This window comes from Pseudoclavibacter sp. 8L (assembly GCF_902506465.1).
Taxonomy (GTDB): domain Bacteria; phylum Actinomycetota; class Actinomycetes; order Actinomycetales; family Microbacteriaceae; genus Pseudoclavibacter.
The window spans coordinates 885858-901046 of sequence record NZ_LR733185.1 but is presented as its reverse complement, the minus strand read 5'-3'; the positions used below and the strand labels follow the sequence as shown (position 1 = coordinate 901046).

At 69.6% G+C, this 15189-nt stretch carries 15 protein-coding genes; 6 read left to right on the top strand and 9 right to left on the bottom strand.

Annotated elements, in window-relative coordinates:
- Nucleotides 1-280: 280 nt before the first annotated feature.
- Nucleotides 281-1468, bottom strand: a complete 1188-nt coding sequence (locus GV007_RS04215) for an MFS transporter (protein ID WP_160071142.1) — start codon at nucleotides 1466-1468, stop codon at nucleotides 281-283.
- Between the two features lie 263 nt (nucleotides 1469-1731).
- Between GV007_RS04215 and GV007_RS04210 the strand changes: the two genes are divergently transcribed.
- Genes GV007_RS04210 through GV007_RS04200 form a run of 3 tightly spaced genes read left to right on the top strand, consistent with a single transcriptional unit; the run spans nucleotide 1732 to nucleotide 5974 of the window.
- Nucleotides 1732-3669: a glucose PTS transporter subunit IIA gene (locus GV007_RS04210; protein ID WP_160071141.1), complete on the top strand. Its 1938-nt coding sequence runs from the start codon at nucleotides 1732-1734 to the stop codon at nucleotides 3667-3669.
- Nucleotides 3656-5110 carry a family 1 glycosylhydrolase gene (locus GV007_RS04205; RefSeq protein ID WP_160071140.1) on the top strand — a complete coding sequence of 485 codons (1455 nt, stop codon included), beginning with the start codon at nucleotides 3656-3658 and terminating at the stop codon, nucleotides 5108-5110. The genes GV007_RS04210 and GV007_RS04205 overlap by 14 nt, the downstream gene beginning before the upstream one ends.
- Before the next feature lie 36 nt (nucleotides 5111-5146).
- Nucleotides 5147-5974: a PRD domain-containing protein gene (locus tag GV007_RS04200; RefSeq protein WP_104239894.1), complete on the top strand. Its 828-nt coding sequence runs from the start codon at nucleotides 5147-5149 to the stop codon at nucleotides 5972-5974.
- Nucleotides 5975-6035: 61 nt separating this feature from the next.
- On the opposite strand, the gene GV007_RS04195 is transcribed toward GV007_RS04200, so the two are convergent.
- Entirely contained in the window at nucleotides 6036-7463 is a 1428-nt protein-coding gene (locus tag GV007_RS04195) for an MFS transporter (RefSeq protein WP_236558319.1), read from the bottom strand.
- A gap of 60 nt (nucleotides 7464-7523) precedes the next feature.
- On the opposite strand from GV007_RS04195, the gene GV007_RS04190 reads away from it, so the two are divergent.
- Nucleotides 7524-8183, top strand: coding sequence for a TetR/AcrR family transcriptional regulator (locus GV007_RS04190; protein ID WP_160071139.1), 660 nt, complete (start codon nucleotides 7524-7526; stop codon nucleotides 8181-8183).
- An 18-nt stretch (nucleotides 8184-8201) separates the two neighbouring features.
- Here GV007_RS04190 and GV007_RS19435 read toward each other — a convergent pair whose 3' ends face one another.
- Complete coding sequence (locus GV007_RS19435; protein WP_160071138.1) at nucleotides 8202-8747, bottom strand: CGNR zinc finger domain-containing protein; 546 nt, start codon at nucleotides 8745-8747, stop codon at nucleotides 8202-8204.
- A gap of 42 nt (nucleotides 8748-8789) precedes the next feature.
- Here GV007_RS19435 and GV007_RS04180 point away from each other — a divergent pair, with 42 nt between their 5' ends.
- On the top strand, nucleotides 8790-9176 hold the full coding sequence (locus GV007_RS04180) for a carboxymuconolactone decarboxylase family protein (RefSeq protein ID WP_160071137.1): 387 nt from the start codon (nucleotides 8790-8792) through the stop codon (nucleotides 9174-9176).
- Nucleotides 9173-10093 (top strand): phosphotriesterase, encoded by a 921-nt coding sequence (locus GV007_RS04175; protein WP_160071136.1) that lies wholly within the window; start codon nucleotides 9173-9175, stop codon nucleotides 10091-10093. Before GV007_RS04180 ends, GV007_RS04175 begins: the two co-directional genes overlap by 4 nt.
- A 16-nt stretch (nucleotides 10094-10109) precedes the next feature.
- Here the strand turns inward: GV007_RS04175 and GV007_RS04170 are convergent, their stop codons facing one another.
- The 6 genes from GV007_RS04170 to GV007_RS04145 are packed head-to-tail and all read right to left on the bottom strand — an operon-like array spanning nucleotide 10110 to nucleotide 15185.
- Complete coding sequence (locus GV007_RS04170) at nucleotides 10110-10466, bottom strand: nuclear transport factor 2 family protein (RefSeq protein WP_160071135.1); 357 nt, start codon at nucleotides 10464-10466, stop codon at nucleotides 10110-10112.
- Between the two features lie 9 nt (nucleotides 10467-10475).
- A complete protein-coding gene (locus GV007_RS04165) occupies nucleotides 10476-11723 on the bottom strand; it encodes an MFS transporter (protein ID WP_160071134.1) in 1248 nt (415 codons plus the stop codon).
- 9 nt (nucleotides 11724-11732) lie between these two features.
- A complete protein-coding gene (locus GV007_RS04160; protein ID WP_236558317.1) occupies nucleotides 11733-12290 on the bottom strand; it encodes a hypothetical protein in 558 nt (185 codons plus the stop codon).
- Nucleotides 12287-13354, bottom strand: a complete 1068-nt coding sequence (locus tag GV007_RS04155) for a LacI family DNA-binding transcriptional regulator (protein ID WP_160071133.1) — start codon at nucleotides 13352-13354, stop codon at nucleotides 12287-12289. Before GV007_RS04155 ends, GV007_RS04160 begins: the two co-directional genes overlap by 4 nt.
- A complete protein-coding gene (locus tag GV007_RS04150) occupies nucleotides 13351-14175 on the bottom strand; it encodes a TIM barrel protein (protein ID WP_160071132.1) in 825 nt (274 codons plus the stop codon). Before GV007_RS04150 ends, GV007_RS04155 begins: the two co-directional genes overlap by 4 nt.
- The gene (locus tag GV007_RS04145) at nucleotides 14172-15185 is read right to left on the bottom strand and encodes a Gfo/Idh/MocA family oxidoreductase (protein ID WP_160071131.1); all 1014 of its coding nucleotides are present in this window, start codon (nucleotides 15183-15185) and stop codon (nucleotides 14172-14174) included. Before GV007_RS04145 ends, GV007_RS04150 begins: the two co-directional genes overlap by 4 nt.
- Between the last annotated feature and the right edge of the window lie 4 nt (nucleotides 15186-15189).

Below are 15189 nucleotides of genomic sequence, written 5' to 3'. Positions count from 1 at the left end.
CGCAGATCGGGCCTCCTACGCCGACGGAGGAGGCGCCGTGCGGTGGCGCCTCCTCCGCGGATGTTGCAGTTCGGACTAGGCACGAACCACCAGGACCTGTGCGGTCACGGTTCGCTTACCCTCCTGCCGGGTCTGACCCTGCTGCAAACTTTACACACTGTTGAAAGTTGTGGGGAGTATCCCGGATGCGGTGCGATGAGACCTCCCGCCGAGCCACCCGTGCCGCGGATCGTCGACAGCAGGCTGGCGCCGAGTGCGCGGCGACCTGCGCCACCAGACCTCAGCGCGCTCCGTTGCCCGTGGGCCCGTCGGCGAGGTCCCTGAACCGGGGTGCGCCCAGATGCATGCAGACCGCCGCGACGCTCAGCAGCGTCGCGAACACCGCGAGCACGACCTCGGTCCGCATCACGCTCCCGAGCACTCCGATCACGAGCACCGTCGAAGCGGATGCCGCGTAGGTGGCGACGGCGAACTTCGACGCGAGCGAGCTCTGCTGGCTCGGGGCCGCTCCGCGCGTCAGGCGCACCAGCGAGGTCCGGTAGGCCACAGCCCCGCCAGCACCGAGCAGTGCCATCGCGAGCAGGGCGAGCGGGTTGTTCGAGATCAGCACCGACGTGACCGCGAGCGCGCAGCCGACGGCGAACGCGAGGTGACCGCTCGCCGCGGGGAGCAGCCGACCGAGCGGCACGCTCGCGAGCTGAGCGATGGCCGCGGCGACCAGCATGGTGACGCTGCCGGCGAACTGCGCAATCGGCATCGAGGCATCGGAAAACACCGTGGGCGCGTACACGACGCCCGAGCTGAGCCCCGTCCAGACGACGGCGGCGCGCGAGATCGTCCGGACGTCCGCGCGCGTCAGGCGCCGGGAGGCCGGAGCCCCAGCCCCGCCCTTCCGCGCAGCGCGTGGCACACCGCGGGGAAGCAGCAGGGCGAGCACCAGCGCGAGCACGAGAGCTGTCGCGGCACCAGCGAAATACATGGACATCGCCCCTGCGACGGTCTCGAGCGCCGCAACCCCCTGGGCGATCGCAGTGCCGACAACAGCGCCGACGAGGTTCCCCGTCGCAGCCAGCCCCCGCCCGCGCCCTCTGAGCGCACCCACGACCAGACCTGCCGCACCGCCCGTGGCGAGTCCGACCGCGACACCGGTCGCGGCCCGTCCGACGAGCAGCTGCACCTCGCTCGAGGAAGCGAGGAGCAGGTTCGCGAGCGCAGCGATGAGCAGGGCCGCGACCACGGCCGCACCGGGTGTCACCCGCAGCCGCGTGAATCCGACGACCAGGAGGGTGGCAACCGCTGCCGATACGTAGACCACGAACGTCAGCGACACACCGAGCGGGCTCAGGGGAACCTCGGCCCGGAGCATGGGCAGCAGCGGGTTGATGCTGTTGGCGCCGGCGATCACGAAGCCGAAGGCGATGGCGGCGAACGCGGCCAGCGCACGCTCCCTGGGGCGGATGTTCGTCAAGGGCACTCCAGATATCGCTCACCGATCGGATCGCGAAGGCCCCGAAGGTCACCTGGCGCGCGGGTGCCACGCACACACCCTGCTGAGGCCGAGTGTACCTCCGAACCGCCGGTGGACAGCGCTCCAGGATCCGTGTACATTCATGCAACGGACATGTGACTGGTCATGCAGGCAGGATCCGATTGTTGCTCTACAGAGCTACGATCGGGTCCTTTTTTTGTTGCCCGGAAGCTGTCCCCCGAGTTCCAATGGAGGAGCACAACATGAACATCAGCTCAGAGGCGGCAGAGATCCTCGAGCACGTCGGCGGGAGCAGCAACGTGTCTGCCCTGCAGCACTGCTCGACCCGCCTGAGGTTTACCCTCAGCGACGACACCCCCGTCGACGAGGCCGCGCTCAAGTCCATCCCCGGCGTGCTTGGCGTGGTCCGCGGCCCACAGACGCAGGTCATCGTCGGAGGACGGGTCCTCGAGTACTACCGAGCGGTCGAGAAGCTCCGCTCGGGGTCACCGACCGCCCCCGCGGCCGAGAAGCCCCGCACCCCGTGGACCGCCAAGCGGGTCGGCTCGAAGGTGCTGGACTTCGTCGTCAGCGTCTTCGTGCCCATCATCCCCGCCATCGCCGGCGCGGGAATCTTCAAGTCACTCCTCGTCCTCGCGGCTGCGCTCGGCTGGATCGACCGGGAGAGCGATTCGTATGCGCTCATCTCCGCCGTCCCCGACGCCGTCTTCGCGTTCCTGCCGCTGCTCGTCGCCTACACGACCGCGAAGAAGCTCGACGTGAACCGGCCGGTGGCCCTCGGCTCCGTCGCGCTGCTCCTCTTCCCCGGATTCACGAGCCTCGTGACCCAGGATGGCGGCGCGGCGCTCTTCGGGATTCCGGTGCCCGTCGTCAACTACAACGCGCAGGTGTTCCCCGCGATCCTCGCGGTACTGCTGCTCTGGGGCGCGGAGCGCTTCTTCACGAAGTTCTCGTGGCCGCCCATCCGCACCTTCTACGTGCCCCTCATGTGCTACCTCGTGGTCGCGCCTGCCACGGTGTTCCTCATCGGCCCGTTCGGCTTCGAGATCGGCGACCTCTTCGCCGGCCTGCTCTTCAACTTCCACAACACCTTCGGGTGGATCGCCGTCGCGCTCCTCGCCGCCATCCTGCCGTTCCTCATCTCTGTCGGCATGCACAAGCCGCTCCTGCCGCCGACGATCACGACGATGGCAACGTACGGCAAGGAGAGCTTCTACCTGACCGCCTCCCTCGCGCACAACATCGCCGAGGCCGGCGCGAGCTTCGCCGTCGCCGTCCGCACCCGCAACCAGGTGCTCCGCGCCACAGCGATCTCCGCAGGCTTCTCAGCACTGTTCGGCGTCACCGAGCCGGCCCTCTACGGCGTCACCCTCCAGAACCGACGCGCCCTCATCGCGGTGCTCGCCGGCGCCATCACCTCGGGCGCATACCTCGGCATCACGTTCGTCGACACCTTCGCGATCGTCAGCCCCGGCCTCGCGAGCTTCTCCATGTTCATCGACGCCCTCGACCCGTGGAACCTCATCCACGCCCTCATCGGCCTCGTGATCGGCGCGGCCGTGTCGTTCATCGTCGGCGTCGTGCTGTGGAAGGACTCCGACTCTGGCACCCTGCGCGTGCTCGGCAAGACCGACGAGCATGCGGACCCGGACGCCAGCGCGGACGCGGGCACGGATGCCGCAGCGGGTGCGACGCAGCCTCGCGCGCTCACGATCGTCTCCCCCATGCAGGGCGAGGTCGTCGAGCTCGCCTCGCTCGGCGACGGGGTCTTCTCGACGGGTGTGCTCGGCGACGGCGTCGCGATCCGCCCCACGGATGGGCGCGTGGTCGCCCCCGTGTCGGGCACCGTGACCTCCCTCCTCGACTCGCAGCACGCGATCGGCATCCGCACTGACGACGGCGTCGAGGTGCTCGTGCACGTCGGCATGGACACCGTCGTCCTCGAAGGCGCCCCCTTCACAACGCACGTCGCGCAGGGTGACCGAGTCGAGGCGGGCCAGCCCGTCATAGACGCGGACCTCGACGCCATCGCCGCGGCTGGCCTCGACACGATCACCCCCATCGTCGTCGTCAACACGGCCGGCGGCGACGCGCAGTTCGACACCGGCCAGCACGTCAACCGGGGCGCATCCCTCATCTCACTCACCAACATCAAGGAGACCGCACATGGCACTGTCTGATCACTTCCTCTGGGGCGGCGCAATCGCCGCGAACCAAGCCGAAGGCGGCTGGGGTGAGGATGGCCGCGGCTGGGTCGTCACCGACGTGCTCCGCCGCCACCCGAACGCCAACAACGACGACTTCGCCGCGCTGCACGCCGTCACCCTCGAGAGCATCGCCGAAGCCAAGCGCGACCCGGACCCCACGTACTTCCCGAAGCGGCGCGCCATCGACTTCGTGCACCGGTACAAGGAAGACCTCGCCCTGTTCGCCGAGATGGGCTTCAGCGTGCTGCGGGTGTCGATCCTCTGGTCGCGCCTGTACCCGACCGGCGAGGAGCTCGAGCCCAACGAGGACGGCATCGCCTACTACCTCGACCTGTTCGAGGAGATGCAGCGCCACGGCATCCAGCCCCTCGTGACGCTGTCGCACTTCGACGCACCCCTCGAGCTCGCGGTCACCCGCAACGGCTGGCTCGACCGGGCCACGATCGGCCTCTTCGAGCGTTTCGCCCGCACCTGCTTCGAACGGTTCGGGCACATCGTGAAGCGGTGGATCTCGTTCAACGAGATCGACGGCATGGAACGCCACCCGTTCACCTCGGGCGGCATCATCGAGGAGACCGTGACGGGGACCTCGATCACGCAGGCCTGCTACACGGCCCTGCACCACCAGTTCATCGCCGGCGCATCCGTCACCCGCATGCTGCGAGAGCTGCACCCGGACGCGCAGATGGGCTGCATGATCACCATGCTCACGACCTACCCGCGCACCTGCCACCCGAACGACGTCGCCGCGACGCGTGCGAAGGAACGCCTCCTCTACATGTGCTCGGATGTGCAGGCCGGCGGGTCGTACTCGCCGATCGTGCTCCGCCAGCTCGAGGAAATGGGGGTCACGGTGCCGTTCGAGGACGGCGACGTTGAGCTCCTGCGCGAGCACACCGCCGACTTCGTGTCGTTCAGCTACTACATGTCGATGACCGAATCAGTCGACCCCGACGCTGAGCGCACGCCGGGCAACACGGTCCTCGGCGTCAAGAACCCCTACCTCGGCTCGTCCGAGTGGGGCTGGCAGATCGACCCGATCGGGCTGCGCATCTCCCTCCTCGACCTCTACGACCGCTACCGCAAGCCCCTCTTCATCGTGGAGAACGGGCTCGGGATGCGCGACACGGTCGACGAGGACGGACGGATCCGCGACGACTACCGCGTCGAGTACTTCCGAGCGCACTTCGAGCAGATGATCCAGGCTGTGGACGAGGGCGTCGATCTGCTCGGCTACACCAGCTGGGGGCCCATCGACCTCGTCAGCTCGTCGACGTCGCAGATGAGCAAGCGGTACGGGTTCATCCACGTCGACCTCGACGACCTCGGGAATGGCACACTGGAGCGCCGACGCAAGGACTCGTTCCACTGGTACCGCCAGGTCATCGAGTCCAACGGCGCAGACCTCAGCTAACCCCCTCCCCTCCAAGCGGCGTCAAAGGAGACCACCGTGCCCGCCATCAAGAAGGTCCTCAATTCCAGTGTGGTGCTCGTCGTCGACGACCGCGGCGTCGAACGCGTCCTGCTGGGCAAGGGCATCGGGTACGGACAGAAGCCGGGCGACGAGGTTTCGGCGACGATCACGGACCAGGAGTTCATCTCCCTCCCTGACTCGGATCACCGGAACCTCGTCGAGCTGCTCGCGCAGATCCCGGCAGAGTACGTCGAGCTGACCCGCGAGATCGTCGCGGATGCGGGTCGCGCGGGACTCACCCTCGACCCGCACGTGTACCTCACCCTCACCGACCACCTCCACTTCGCGGTGGAGCGATACCGGAAGGGCATCGCCCTCACGAACCGGCTCGCGTGGGAGGTGCGCACCGTCTACCCGGACCACCACGCCGTGAGCGTCCGTGCCCTCGACGACGTGGAACGACGCCTCGGCGTGCGGCTCGGCGAGGAGGAGGCAGCCAACGTGGCCTTCCACCTCGTCAACGCCGACACGGGCAAGCTCGGCGTCGACTCGATGCGCGTCGTCGACCTGGTCGCGAAGGTCACGAGCATCGTGACGATGACCTCCGCCGTCCGGGTCTCCAGGAAGGACCTCCACGCCTCGCGGTTCCTCACGCACCTGCAGTTCTTCGCGGAGCGCTTCTTCGCGGGCCAGCTGCTGGGCGGCGACGACTTCCTGTTCCGGAACCTCAGCGAGCGAGCCCCTCGTGCGATCGCGACCGCGGAACGCGTGCGCACGTTCATCCGCGAGACGCACGGCGTGGAGCTTCCCGACGAGGAAGTGGCCTTCCTCGCGGTGCACATCGCGCGCGCCTCGCCGGAGTAGAGAGGAGAGGCGAACGCGGCGCCGCGCGCTCTTCCCCGGACAACTTGGCGCCCCATTCCTCCTACTGGCGTCCGTCCCCGGCTTCGGCCGCCTGCCCTTTGAGGCGCCCCGCGACCCACACACCCACCAGGGCGAGTGCGGCGGTGGACCCGAAGACCGCGAGGAACGCGGGCGTCGTGGCGCCGAGCCGCGCGACGGCCGCCCCACCGAGGCCGGCGATGACGGCCGTCGCTAGGGTCTGCGCGAGCTGCAGACTCGCGCTGATGCTCCCCGCGGCCGAGGTCGGCGTGGCCGACATGGTCGCCGCCGTCGATGCGTTGAACGCGATCCCCATCCCGATTCCAGCGATGCCCCAGCCGACGACGGCCCAGCCAGGCCAGGCCACCGGAAGCGCGACAGCCGCCCCCATGAGCAGCTGGCCGCCCAGCAGGACGAGCATCCCGAGCCTCGTCGAGCGAGAACGCTGCCCCGGTCTGGCCGCATCGATCCGCGCCTGCACGAACGACCCGGCCGTCCAGGCGAGCGCGCCGGCCGCGAGACCCAGCCCTGCGATCGTGACGTCGAGGTCGTGGATGCTCGTGAGCCCGAGGGGCAGGAACGCCTCCGACCCGAAGTACACACCGCACAGGATGAAGCGCACGACGACCCCGGCCGGTGCACCACGACGCGCACGGAATGAGCCCCTCGGCAAAGTGCGGCGCAAGCCCACGGCAGCGGCCACCAGGCCCATGACGAGCAGCGCGAGCATCAGCGGGAGCGCATCCACCTCGAGGCCGAAGAGCACGGCCCCCGTCCCAGCCGCGAGGAGCACCGAGAACCAGACGGGCGCGGAGAACAACCGGCCGCTCCGCACCCTCGGTCCTGCAGAGACCCGGAGTGCACCAGGCAAGACGAGCGGGAGGAGGAGAATCGTGATCGGCGCGATGGTCCAGAACACGACGCGCCAGTCGAGCACCGTCGTGAGCACCCCAGCGAAGACCGGACCCAGGAGCGACGGGATCGTCCACGCCGACGACAGGAACGCGAACATGACGGCCTGGAGCCGAGGCGGATACGCGAGGCCGACCAGGCTGTACGCGTACGCCATGATCGCTCCGACCCCGAATCCCTGGAGCGCTCGCGCGGCCACGAACACGCCCCACCCGGGGGCGAGACCGGCGAGCAGGCAGCCGAGCGCGAAGACCAGGCTTCCGACCACCACTGCCCGCGCGGGCCCCCTGCGGTCGATGTCGCTCCCGGCGACGACGGTGCCGACGATGCTGGCGAGCATGAGTGCCGAGAGCCCCCAGCCGTATCCGCGCAGGCCGCCCAGCTGTTCGGCGACGGTCGGGAGGACGGTTGCGACCCCAAGCGATTCGAAGGCCACCGCCCCGACGCTCACGAGGATCCCGATCGTGGACCCGCGCAGACGTGGCGAGAAGACACCTCCGGCCTCGACCTCTGAGGGTGTCGTCGCCCCCGCCGTCGAACGCGATTCATCCTGCTGCATGCCCACTCCCATCATTACATTCCACACCGGAACGTAATGAATGTAGGGTACGGTGAGGCAATGCCGCAACCAGAGCCGCACACCGCACCCCAGACCCGATCACTGCCGCACGGCCGCCCCCGCGACGCGACGATCGACGCCAGGGCGACCGAGGCGGTCATCAGCCTCCTCGAGACCGGTCAATATCGCGCACTCACGATGGAGAACGTCGCGGCAGCCGCCGGCACGAGCAAGCCCGCGCTTCGGCGGCGCTGGAAGAGCCTGCCGGGCATCGTCGTGCACACGCTCATCTCGGTGCTCGGAACGACGCCGACGCCCGACACCGGCTGCGTGCACTGCGACCTCGTCAGCGGCATCTCGAACATCGCCGACGGGTTCGGCAACTCCCCCATCACCCGCGCACTCCCGGGGCTCCTCGCCGACCTGGAGGCCGACCCGGAGCTCCGCGAGCTGTTCCTCCGCGAGTACTTCGAGGCTCGCCGCGCGACGACCAGGACAGTCCTCGAGCACGCCATCGAGCGAGGAGACCTTCGGGCGGAACTCGACATGGAGCTCACCCTCGACCTCCTCGCGGCACCGCTCTACTACCGAGCGTTCTTCGGCCACCAGCCGATCGACGCGAAGCTCGCCGAGCGCACGGTGCTCAGCGTCCTGACCGGAATCGCCGACCCCTCCTGGCAAGAACGGCACCATTCGGAACAGGACCGGCCGCCAAGCTAGACGAGTCGAGCGCCGAGCTCACGAGGGCGACGATGCGCCCACAGCCGCCGCTGCGCGGTGCGCGCGCACACGTCCGCGGGATGCACACGCAGCCGCTGGGCACCACCGCCTGCGGCCGGATGAATCCAGAAAGACCCAGCGACAGTCGACCTCATCGCACTGGCGAAGGAGCGCACGGTCGGGCCCCCGCAACGTGAGGGTCGCCTGGATGGCGAGCGCTGACAGCGCGGACGCGACATCGCCGAGCGGCGCCCCAGCCAGAGCCGGGTTTCCCTTCGCGGAGAACTCGAGGAGCGCATCCACCCTCAGCTCCCTGGGCGGCGAGGGCTCCACGGCTGCCATCGCCAGCCCACGAAGGGTCTCGCGGAGCCGCACCGTTTCCTTCAGGTCGCTTTCGCTCGGCGCCTCTCGGGGCCGCAGGCCCATCAACGTGAGCCACCGTTGGAGGTCGTCAGGACCCTGAAGGCGCTCGATGGGATGCGCGCCGAATGCCTGCCCCCGAGTAGCGAGGAGGTTGAGCCACGCCGCTCCACCATCTGTCCTGAATGCTGTCTTGTCGGCCACTCGACAAGTGTAACGTGTGAACCATTACAGAATGGAGACGCCGTGGACAAGCAGTACGACCCAGAAGCCGGCCTCGATGCGCTCGCCGCGTTGCAGGAACCCGAGACGACGCAGGGATGGCGCACGACCGTCGACGCGACGGCGCCCGGTTTCGATGAGTGGATCGTCGGTGCGGTCTTCGGCGGCACCTACCAGCGCCCCGGGCTCAGCCCCCGCGATCGGCAGCTCCTCAACCTCGGAGCCCTCGCGGCACTGGGCGGCGTGGATCCTCAACTGCAGGGACAGATCGCATCGTCGATCAGGATCGGCATGTCGAGAGAAGAGGTCGCTGAGGCCTTCGTGCACCTCGTCGCCTACGTCGGCCTGCCCCGCACCATGGCGGCCCTGCGCGCACTCGACACGGTCTCCCCGAACAGCACGACCGCGTGAGCGCTGAGGTCGTCCGAACGATTGCCGGCGACCTCGACGCGGCGAGCCTCGGCGTCGTGGACTCGCACGACCATCTGTTCCTCTCCACGCCCGCCCTGCCAGGCCAGGAGCTCGCCGACTTCGGGGCCGCGGTGCTCGAGGCTGACCTCTTCCGCGAGGAAGGCGGAACCACGATCGTGCAGTGGACTCCGCGCGGCCTCGGTCGGCAGCTGGCCGCACTGCGAGAACTCGGTCACGCGTCCCGAGTCCACATCGTCGCCGCGACCGGCCGGCACCGCCGGGAGGTCTACCCGCCCGGGCATCCGCTCCTCGACGCCAGTGCCGTCGAACTCGCGGCGGTCTTCGTCGACGACGTGATCGATCGGCGGTGCGGCCTGATCAAGGTCGGGACCGGACCGGCGTGCGTGACGCCGTTCGAACGGACGAGCTTGGATGCAGCTGCGGCCGCGCATCACGCGACCGGTGCGCCCATCGCCGTCCACCTCGAAGGAGGAAGGGGCGCCCTCGAGGTCGTCGGCCTGCTCCGGGAGCTCGAAGTGACGCCTGAAGCCGTCGTCCTGGGACACCTGGGCCGCAACCCCGACCTCGAGTACATCGCCGAAGTCAGCACCACGGGCACGTACCTGTGCGTCGACGGCCCCTCGCCCAACCACGCACGCACGGACACCGCCCTGCTGTCTGTCATCAGCCGGATCGTGGACACGGGCCACGCCGACTCGCTCCTCATCGGCGGCGACACCACGACGCGCTCGGCGACAGCAGCCGACGGCGGGGCCGGGATGCGCGGCCTCCTCAGCCAGACGAGGCGGACGATCGCCTCGCGCGTCGGTGACGCCGTCGCCGCAGCGATGTTCACGACGAACCCCGCTCGGGCGTGGCGCCTTCGCGGCAGTGAGCACCCCGAACGAGGTTCGTGACCCGCAGCTCCGCCGGCTAGCTGGGGATGATCGTCCCCTGGTGATACCGGAGGGTTGGGCCTCGCGTGTCCCAGAGCGACGCATGCCTGCTGTCCCGACCGGGCTCATGGAGCACGTAGTTCATGAGCACGAGCTCCGCGCTCACCCGATTGAAGAGCCACTCCGATGTGCGCGGCAGAGGTCGCTCCTCCTCGCCGGCCAGGGCCGCCACCGACTCCGCGTACGTCCAGCGACGCCCGGAGCGCCCGATCTCCGCGAAGTCCTCGGACAGGAACGCGGACGTCTGGGCGGAGTCGGCTCGAACGGCCGACGAGAGCAGCGCGAGTTCAGCGCTCTTGATGTCTGCGAAGTCCTCGGTATCCGTCTCCCACATAGAGCGACCCTATCGACGCATCGGCTCTCCGGACGCCTGAGAGGAACTCCCCGGACGCCGACCGGACACGCCGCCCCGCAGCGCGCCAGCAGCAACCAAGCCGCAGACCACGAACATCCCGGCCCCGGCCGCGACCGGTATCGCGATGTCGACCACCCCCAGGAGCCCGCCCATCGTCGCCCCGATGGCGAGCCCCAGGAGACCGAGCACGCGCGTGCTGGCGCCCACGCGGCCGAGCAGCTCGTCCGGGATGAGGCGCTGGCGGAGGGACTGCGAGCAGATGCTCCAGACTGTCGCGTGCAGGATGTAGAGCGCCAAGAGCACGCCGGCGACGATCGGCTTCGTCGTGAGGCACAGCCCACCGAGCGTGAGCGCCCCCAGCGCCAGACTGGCCACGATCGTCCATCGGTATCCGAGCCACGTGCGAAGCCGGGCTGCGAGGAAGGAGCCGAGCAAGCCGCCGAGGGCCGACGCGGCGAGCAGCAGGCCGTATCCGGTGCTGTCCAGGCCGAGGCGCTCCTCGGCGAACAGCACGAGAATCGAGAAGGGCAGCATGTAGCCGACGCTCGCGAGCGCTCCGATGAGCGCAAGACTGCCGACGACGCGGTGGCGTGCCAACCAGGCGATGCCCTCGCGCACCTCGACGAAGACTGAACGTCGTGCGTCGCGCGCATCCGATCCTGGCCTCGACGGTCGCCGAATCGGCAGCGCGAGGGCAACGAGGCCCGCGACGGCCCACAGCCCACCCATCGCGAAGACAGGGGCTGCTGCGGCGAGTGCGAACAGCAAGCCCCCGAGGGGAGGGCCCGCGAACTCGTCCGCGACAAGCTGCGCCGCCGCGACCCTCCCGTTCGCGGAATCGAGTCGCTCGCGGTCGACGAGCGACGGCAGCATGGCCGATGCGGCGTTGTCCGCCGCGCTCTCCAACGTCGCGACCACGGCCATCGCCGCATACAGGACCATGAGGGAGGAGAAGCCGAGCTGGATGGCCACGGCAAGCCCCAGCAGGGCGCAGCCGCGCAGCACATTCGCCGCGACGAGCAGGGTCCGGCGTTCGACCCGATCGACCCAGACGCCGATGGGCAGCGCGACCAGGAGGCGGACCAGCGCGTAGAGCGTCGCCAAGCCCGCGACGAGGCGCGGGTCGTCGGTGACCGAGGCGGCCAGCAGCGGCATCGATACGAACGCGATGCCGTCTGCCAGGTTCGACAGGGCGTTCGCGCTCCAGAGCACACGAAATCCGCGACCGAGTGGCATCCGGGAAGCCTACCGATGCGTGGCTTGCCTGATATCCCTCATCAAGCGCGGAGTCCGAAGGCGTCGCACCTCTGGCAGCCAGGCCCGCGCCGGGTAGCTCAGCCGCACGACGAAGTAGTTGAGGTACTCGACGGCCCCGAATGCCCATGTGAACAGGACGAGCACCGCGACCAGCCAGGAGCTGGGCCACCAGGCCACGACGCCGACGAGACCGCCGACGAGCACCGCGAGGTTCAGCCACTTCAACACCCAGAACGTGCGCGCGAGACCGACGGGCATCCTGGAGGTGCCGACCCAGCGGCGGGCGAGCAGCCAGTACGAGCCACCGTGCAGGAGCACGAGCAGCAGGGGTGCGAGCGCCGACCAGAACGCGGCGACGTCACTGCCCGACGGCAAGATGGGTGGCACGACCCACACGCCCAGCATCGTGAAGGTCAGGACCGACGCCAGCTCGCCGGTGCCGAGCGAGAAGTACTGGCGGCGGGCAGCGTCGCGCAGCCCAGGCAGCGAACCGCTGGGACGGGACGGACTCACCCCGTCGAAGCCGGGCGGCCGACGTTCCGTCACCTCGAGCGCTCGACCGAGTTGCTGCTGCTGCGCACGACGAGCCTCGTCGGCAGGATGCGGTGCTCCCCGCTCCGCGGCTGCTCGCCTTCGGCGCTCGCGTCGACGCGCCCCACCACCATCTCGACGGCCGCGGATGCGAGCTGCGCCGGATCCTGCGCGAGGCTGGTGAGCTGCAGGTACGGCAGCTCGGCTTGCTCGGAGTCGTCGAAGCCGACCACGGCCAGGTCCTCGGGAACACGCTTGCCGAGGAGGCGCGCCTGGGCGACGACGCCCTGCGCGCTCCGGTCGTTGAAGGCGACTACAGCGGTGGCGTCCGGGTAGCGGGCCAGCGCCTCCTCGATCACCTTCGCGCCGGCGGCCTCCGAAGCTCCGCCCGCGACGATCGCGACCTGGTCGCCGAGCCCGGCAGCAGCCGTGGCGGCGAGGAACGTGGCCGTGCGCACCTCATCACCCGAGACGCCAGGCGCCCCGAGGTACAGGATGCGCGAGTGCCCGCGCTCGTGCAGGTGCCGCACCGCCAGCTCCATACCGCGCGCGTCGTCCATGGACACGCTGTCGAACGACGCCGACGAGTACTGGCTGGCGACCGTGACGACGGGAACCTCCTCGGCGATGCGGTCGAGCTGCTCCTCGGGCAGCGACGCTCCGAGCAGGACGAGCCCCTCGACCCGCTCCCCCAGCAGCGCCTCGATCGCATCCGCCTCGCCCCGTCGCTTCGTGACCGCAGCGAGCGACACGTTGTACCCAGCAGACCGGGCCGCGAGCTGGAGCTCGTCGATGAGCTCGCCGTGGAACGGCTGCGCCGCGTGGAAGACGATGCCGACGAGGCGCGAGCGGCCCTGCTTGAGCATCCTCGCCCGCTCGTCGCGCCGGTAGCCGAGACGGGCAGCGACCTCGAGAACATGCGCGCGCGACTCTGGGCTCGCACCCGGCACGTCGCGCATGACGATCGACACGAGCGGCTGCGAGACGCCAGCCGCGTCGGCGACGTCGCGCATCGTGACGCGCTTGCCGCCGCCCGGTCTCACCGGGCGGCGGGCGTCTCGTGCGTCAACGTCGCTCATACCTCGATGCTAAAGGCCTCCCGGAACCTGCGGAGCGCGAGGTCGGAGTCACCGGACGCGAACGCCTCCATCGCGACGACCCCGCGGTAGCCGAGCTCGTCGAGTTCCCGAGCGACCCGCGGGTAGTGGATCTCGCCCGTTCCCGGCTCGCAGCGCCCGGGCACATCCGCGACCTGGATCTCGCCGATGAACGGCAGCGCGCGCCCGCACAGGTCGACGAGGTCCCCCTCGCCGATCTGCGCGTGGTACAGGTCGAGGTTGAGCCGAAGGTGCGGGCTGTCGACCGCGGCGACGAGCGCGATCGTGTCGCTCGCCCGGTTGAACGGCACGCCGGGGTGGTCGACGGCGTGGTTGAGGTTCTCGAGCGTGAACACCTTGCCGTACTCCTCGCCGAGCTTCGCGAGGCGCTCCAACGTACGCAGGGCGGCGAGCCAGTCGGCCGGAGTGGTGTGCGCGCTCGGACGCACGGGCAGGCCGTTGTCGTCGAGGCCCGTCCCGTGGATCACGAGGCGCGGCACATTCAGCACCTGGGCCGCCTCGAGCGACTCGCGCGCCGTGGCGACGATCGCGTCGGCCCCGTACGGGTCGATGAGCTCACCTCGGATGTACCCAGACATGGAGCCGAACGTCGCGCCGGTCGCGACGAGCGCATCCAGGTCCTTCTCCCACCACCGCCAGATCTCGACCTCGAAGCCGGCTTCATCGATGCGGCGCACTCGCTCCTCGAACGGGAGGTCGAGGAACAGCATCTCCGCACACGCGGCGAGCACGAACGGCGATTCGACAGCGCCCGAGCCAGCACCAGCGACGGCCCCGCTCATCGGACGACCTCGACTGGTGCGCCGGTCTTGACCGACTCGATGCAGGCGAGCGCGATGACCATGGCCTCGAGCGCGGCCTCCGTGCCGGGGCGGGGGGTCTCGACGCCGGCGACGGCGTCGACGAATGCCTGCAGCTCGCCCGTGTAGGCGGCACGCATGAGCTGCGTGTCGGCGCGCACCGTGTCGAAGGACGCGCCCGCCGCGCCATAGAGGCGCAGGCTCGACGCCGCCAGCTCACCCGCGGTCGCCATGCCGGCGCTGCCGAAGACCTCGGCACGGGTGTCGTAGCCGTAGGCGGCGGAGAAGTTCGCCTCCGCCGTTGCGATGGCGCCGTTGTCGTAGCGGATCGTGACGACAGCGGTGTCGAGGAGGCCCTTGTCCTTGAAGTCCGGCGCGACGAGCGCATCCGCGACCGCGTAGACCTGGGTGGCGCGGGAGCCCGGGTTGAAGAAGTTGAGGGTGTCGAAGTCGTGGATGAGGGTCTCGAGGAAGATCGTGAACGGCGGGATCGCCGCGGGGTTCGCGAGGCCCGGGTCGCGGGTCACCGAGCGCAGTAGCTGCGGCGTGCCGAGGGCTCCCGCGTCGAGGGCGGAGCGCAGCTCGGGGAACCCGTTGGCGTAGCGGCGGTTGAAGCCGACCTGGAAGATCACGTCGTGGCGTTCGACGGCGGCCTCGACGCGGCGCAGCTCCTCGAGCGAGACACCCGTCGGCTTCTCGCAGAAGATGGCCTTGCCTGCCGCGGCCGCCTGCTCGACGAGCGCGGTGTGGAAGCGCGGCGGGGCCGTGATGACGACCGCGTCGAGGTCGGGGCGGGCGAGCAGCTCGGCGATGTCCGTGTACGACTGCTCGACGCCGAGCGTCTCGGCGAGCTTCGCCGCGGCACCCTCGACGGGGTCGGCGATGGCGATGAGCTCGGCGTTCGGGATGTCGCGGGCGATGAGCGCTGCGTGGTTGCTGCCGATGCGGCCGGCGCCGATGAGCGCGACACGAATGAGGGGGGTCTTGGACATGGTG

Excerpts from the sequence above, each read along its gene's own strand:
- GV007_RS04210 (WP_160071141.1), top strand. The coding sequence starts at position 1,732 with ATGAACATCAGCTCAGAGGCGGCAGAGATCCTCGAGCACGTCGGCGGG.
- GV007_RS04205 (WP_160071140.1), top strand. The coding sequence starts at position 3,656 with ATGGCACTGTCTGATCACTTCCTCTGGGGCGGCGCAATCGCCGCGAAC.
- GV007_RS04195 (WP_236558319.1), bottom strand. The coding sequence starts at position 7,463 with ATGCAGCAGGATGAATCGCGTTCGACGGCGGGGGCGACGACACCCTCA.
- GV007_RS04190 (WP_160071139.1), top strand. The coding sequence starts at position 7,524 with ATGCCGCAACCAGAGCCGCACACCGCACCCCAGACCCGATCACTGCCG.
- GV007_RS04170 (WP_160071135.1), bottom strand. The coding sequence starts at position 10,466 with ATGTGGGAGACGGATACCGAGGACTTCGCAGACATCAAGAGCGCTGAA.
- GV007_RS04165 (WP_160071134.1), bottom strand. The coding sequence starts at position 11,723 with ATGCCACTCGGTCGCGGATTTCGTGTGCTCTGGAGCGCGAACGCCCTG.
- GV007_RS04155 (WP_160071133.1), bottom strand. The coding sequence starts at position 13,354 with ATGAGCGACGTTGACGCACGAGACGCCCGCCGCCCGGTGAGACCGGGC.
- GV007_RS04150 (WP_160071132.1), bottom strand. The coding sequence starts at position 14,175 with ATGAGCGGGGCCGTCGCTGGTGCTGGCTCGGGCGCTGTCGAATCGCCG.
- GV007_RS04145 (WP_160071131.1), bottom strand. The coding sequence starts at position 15,185 with ATGTCCAAGACCCCCCTCATTCGTGTCGCGCTCATCGGCGCCGGCCGC.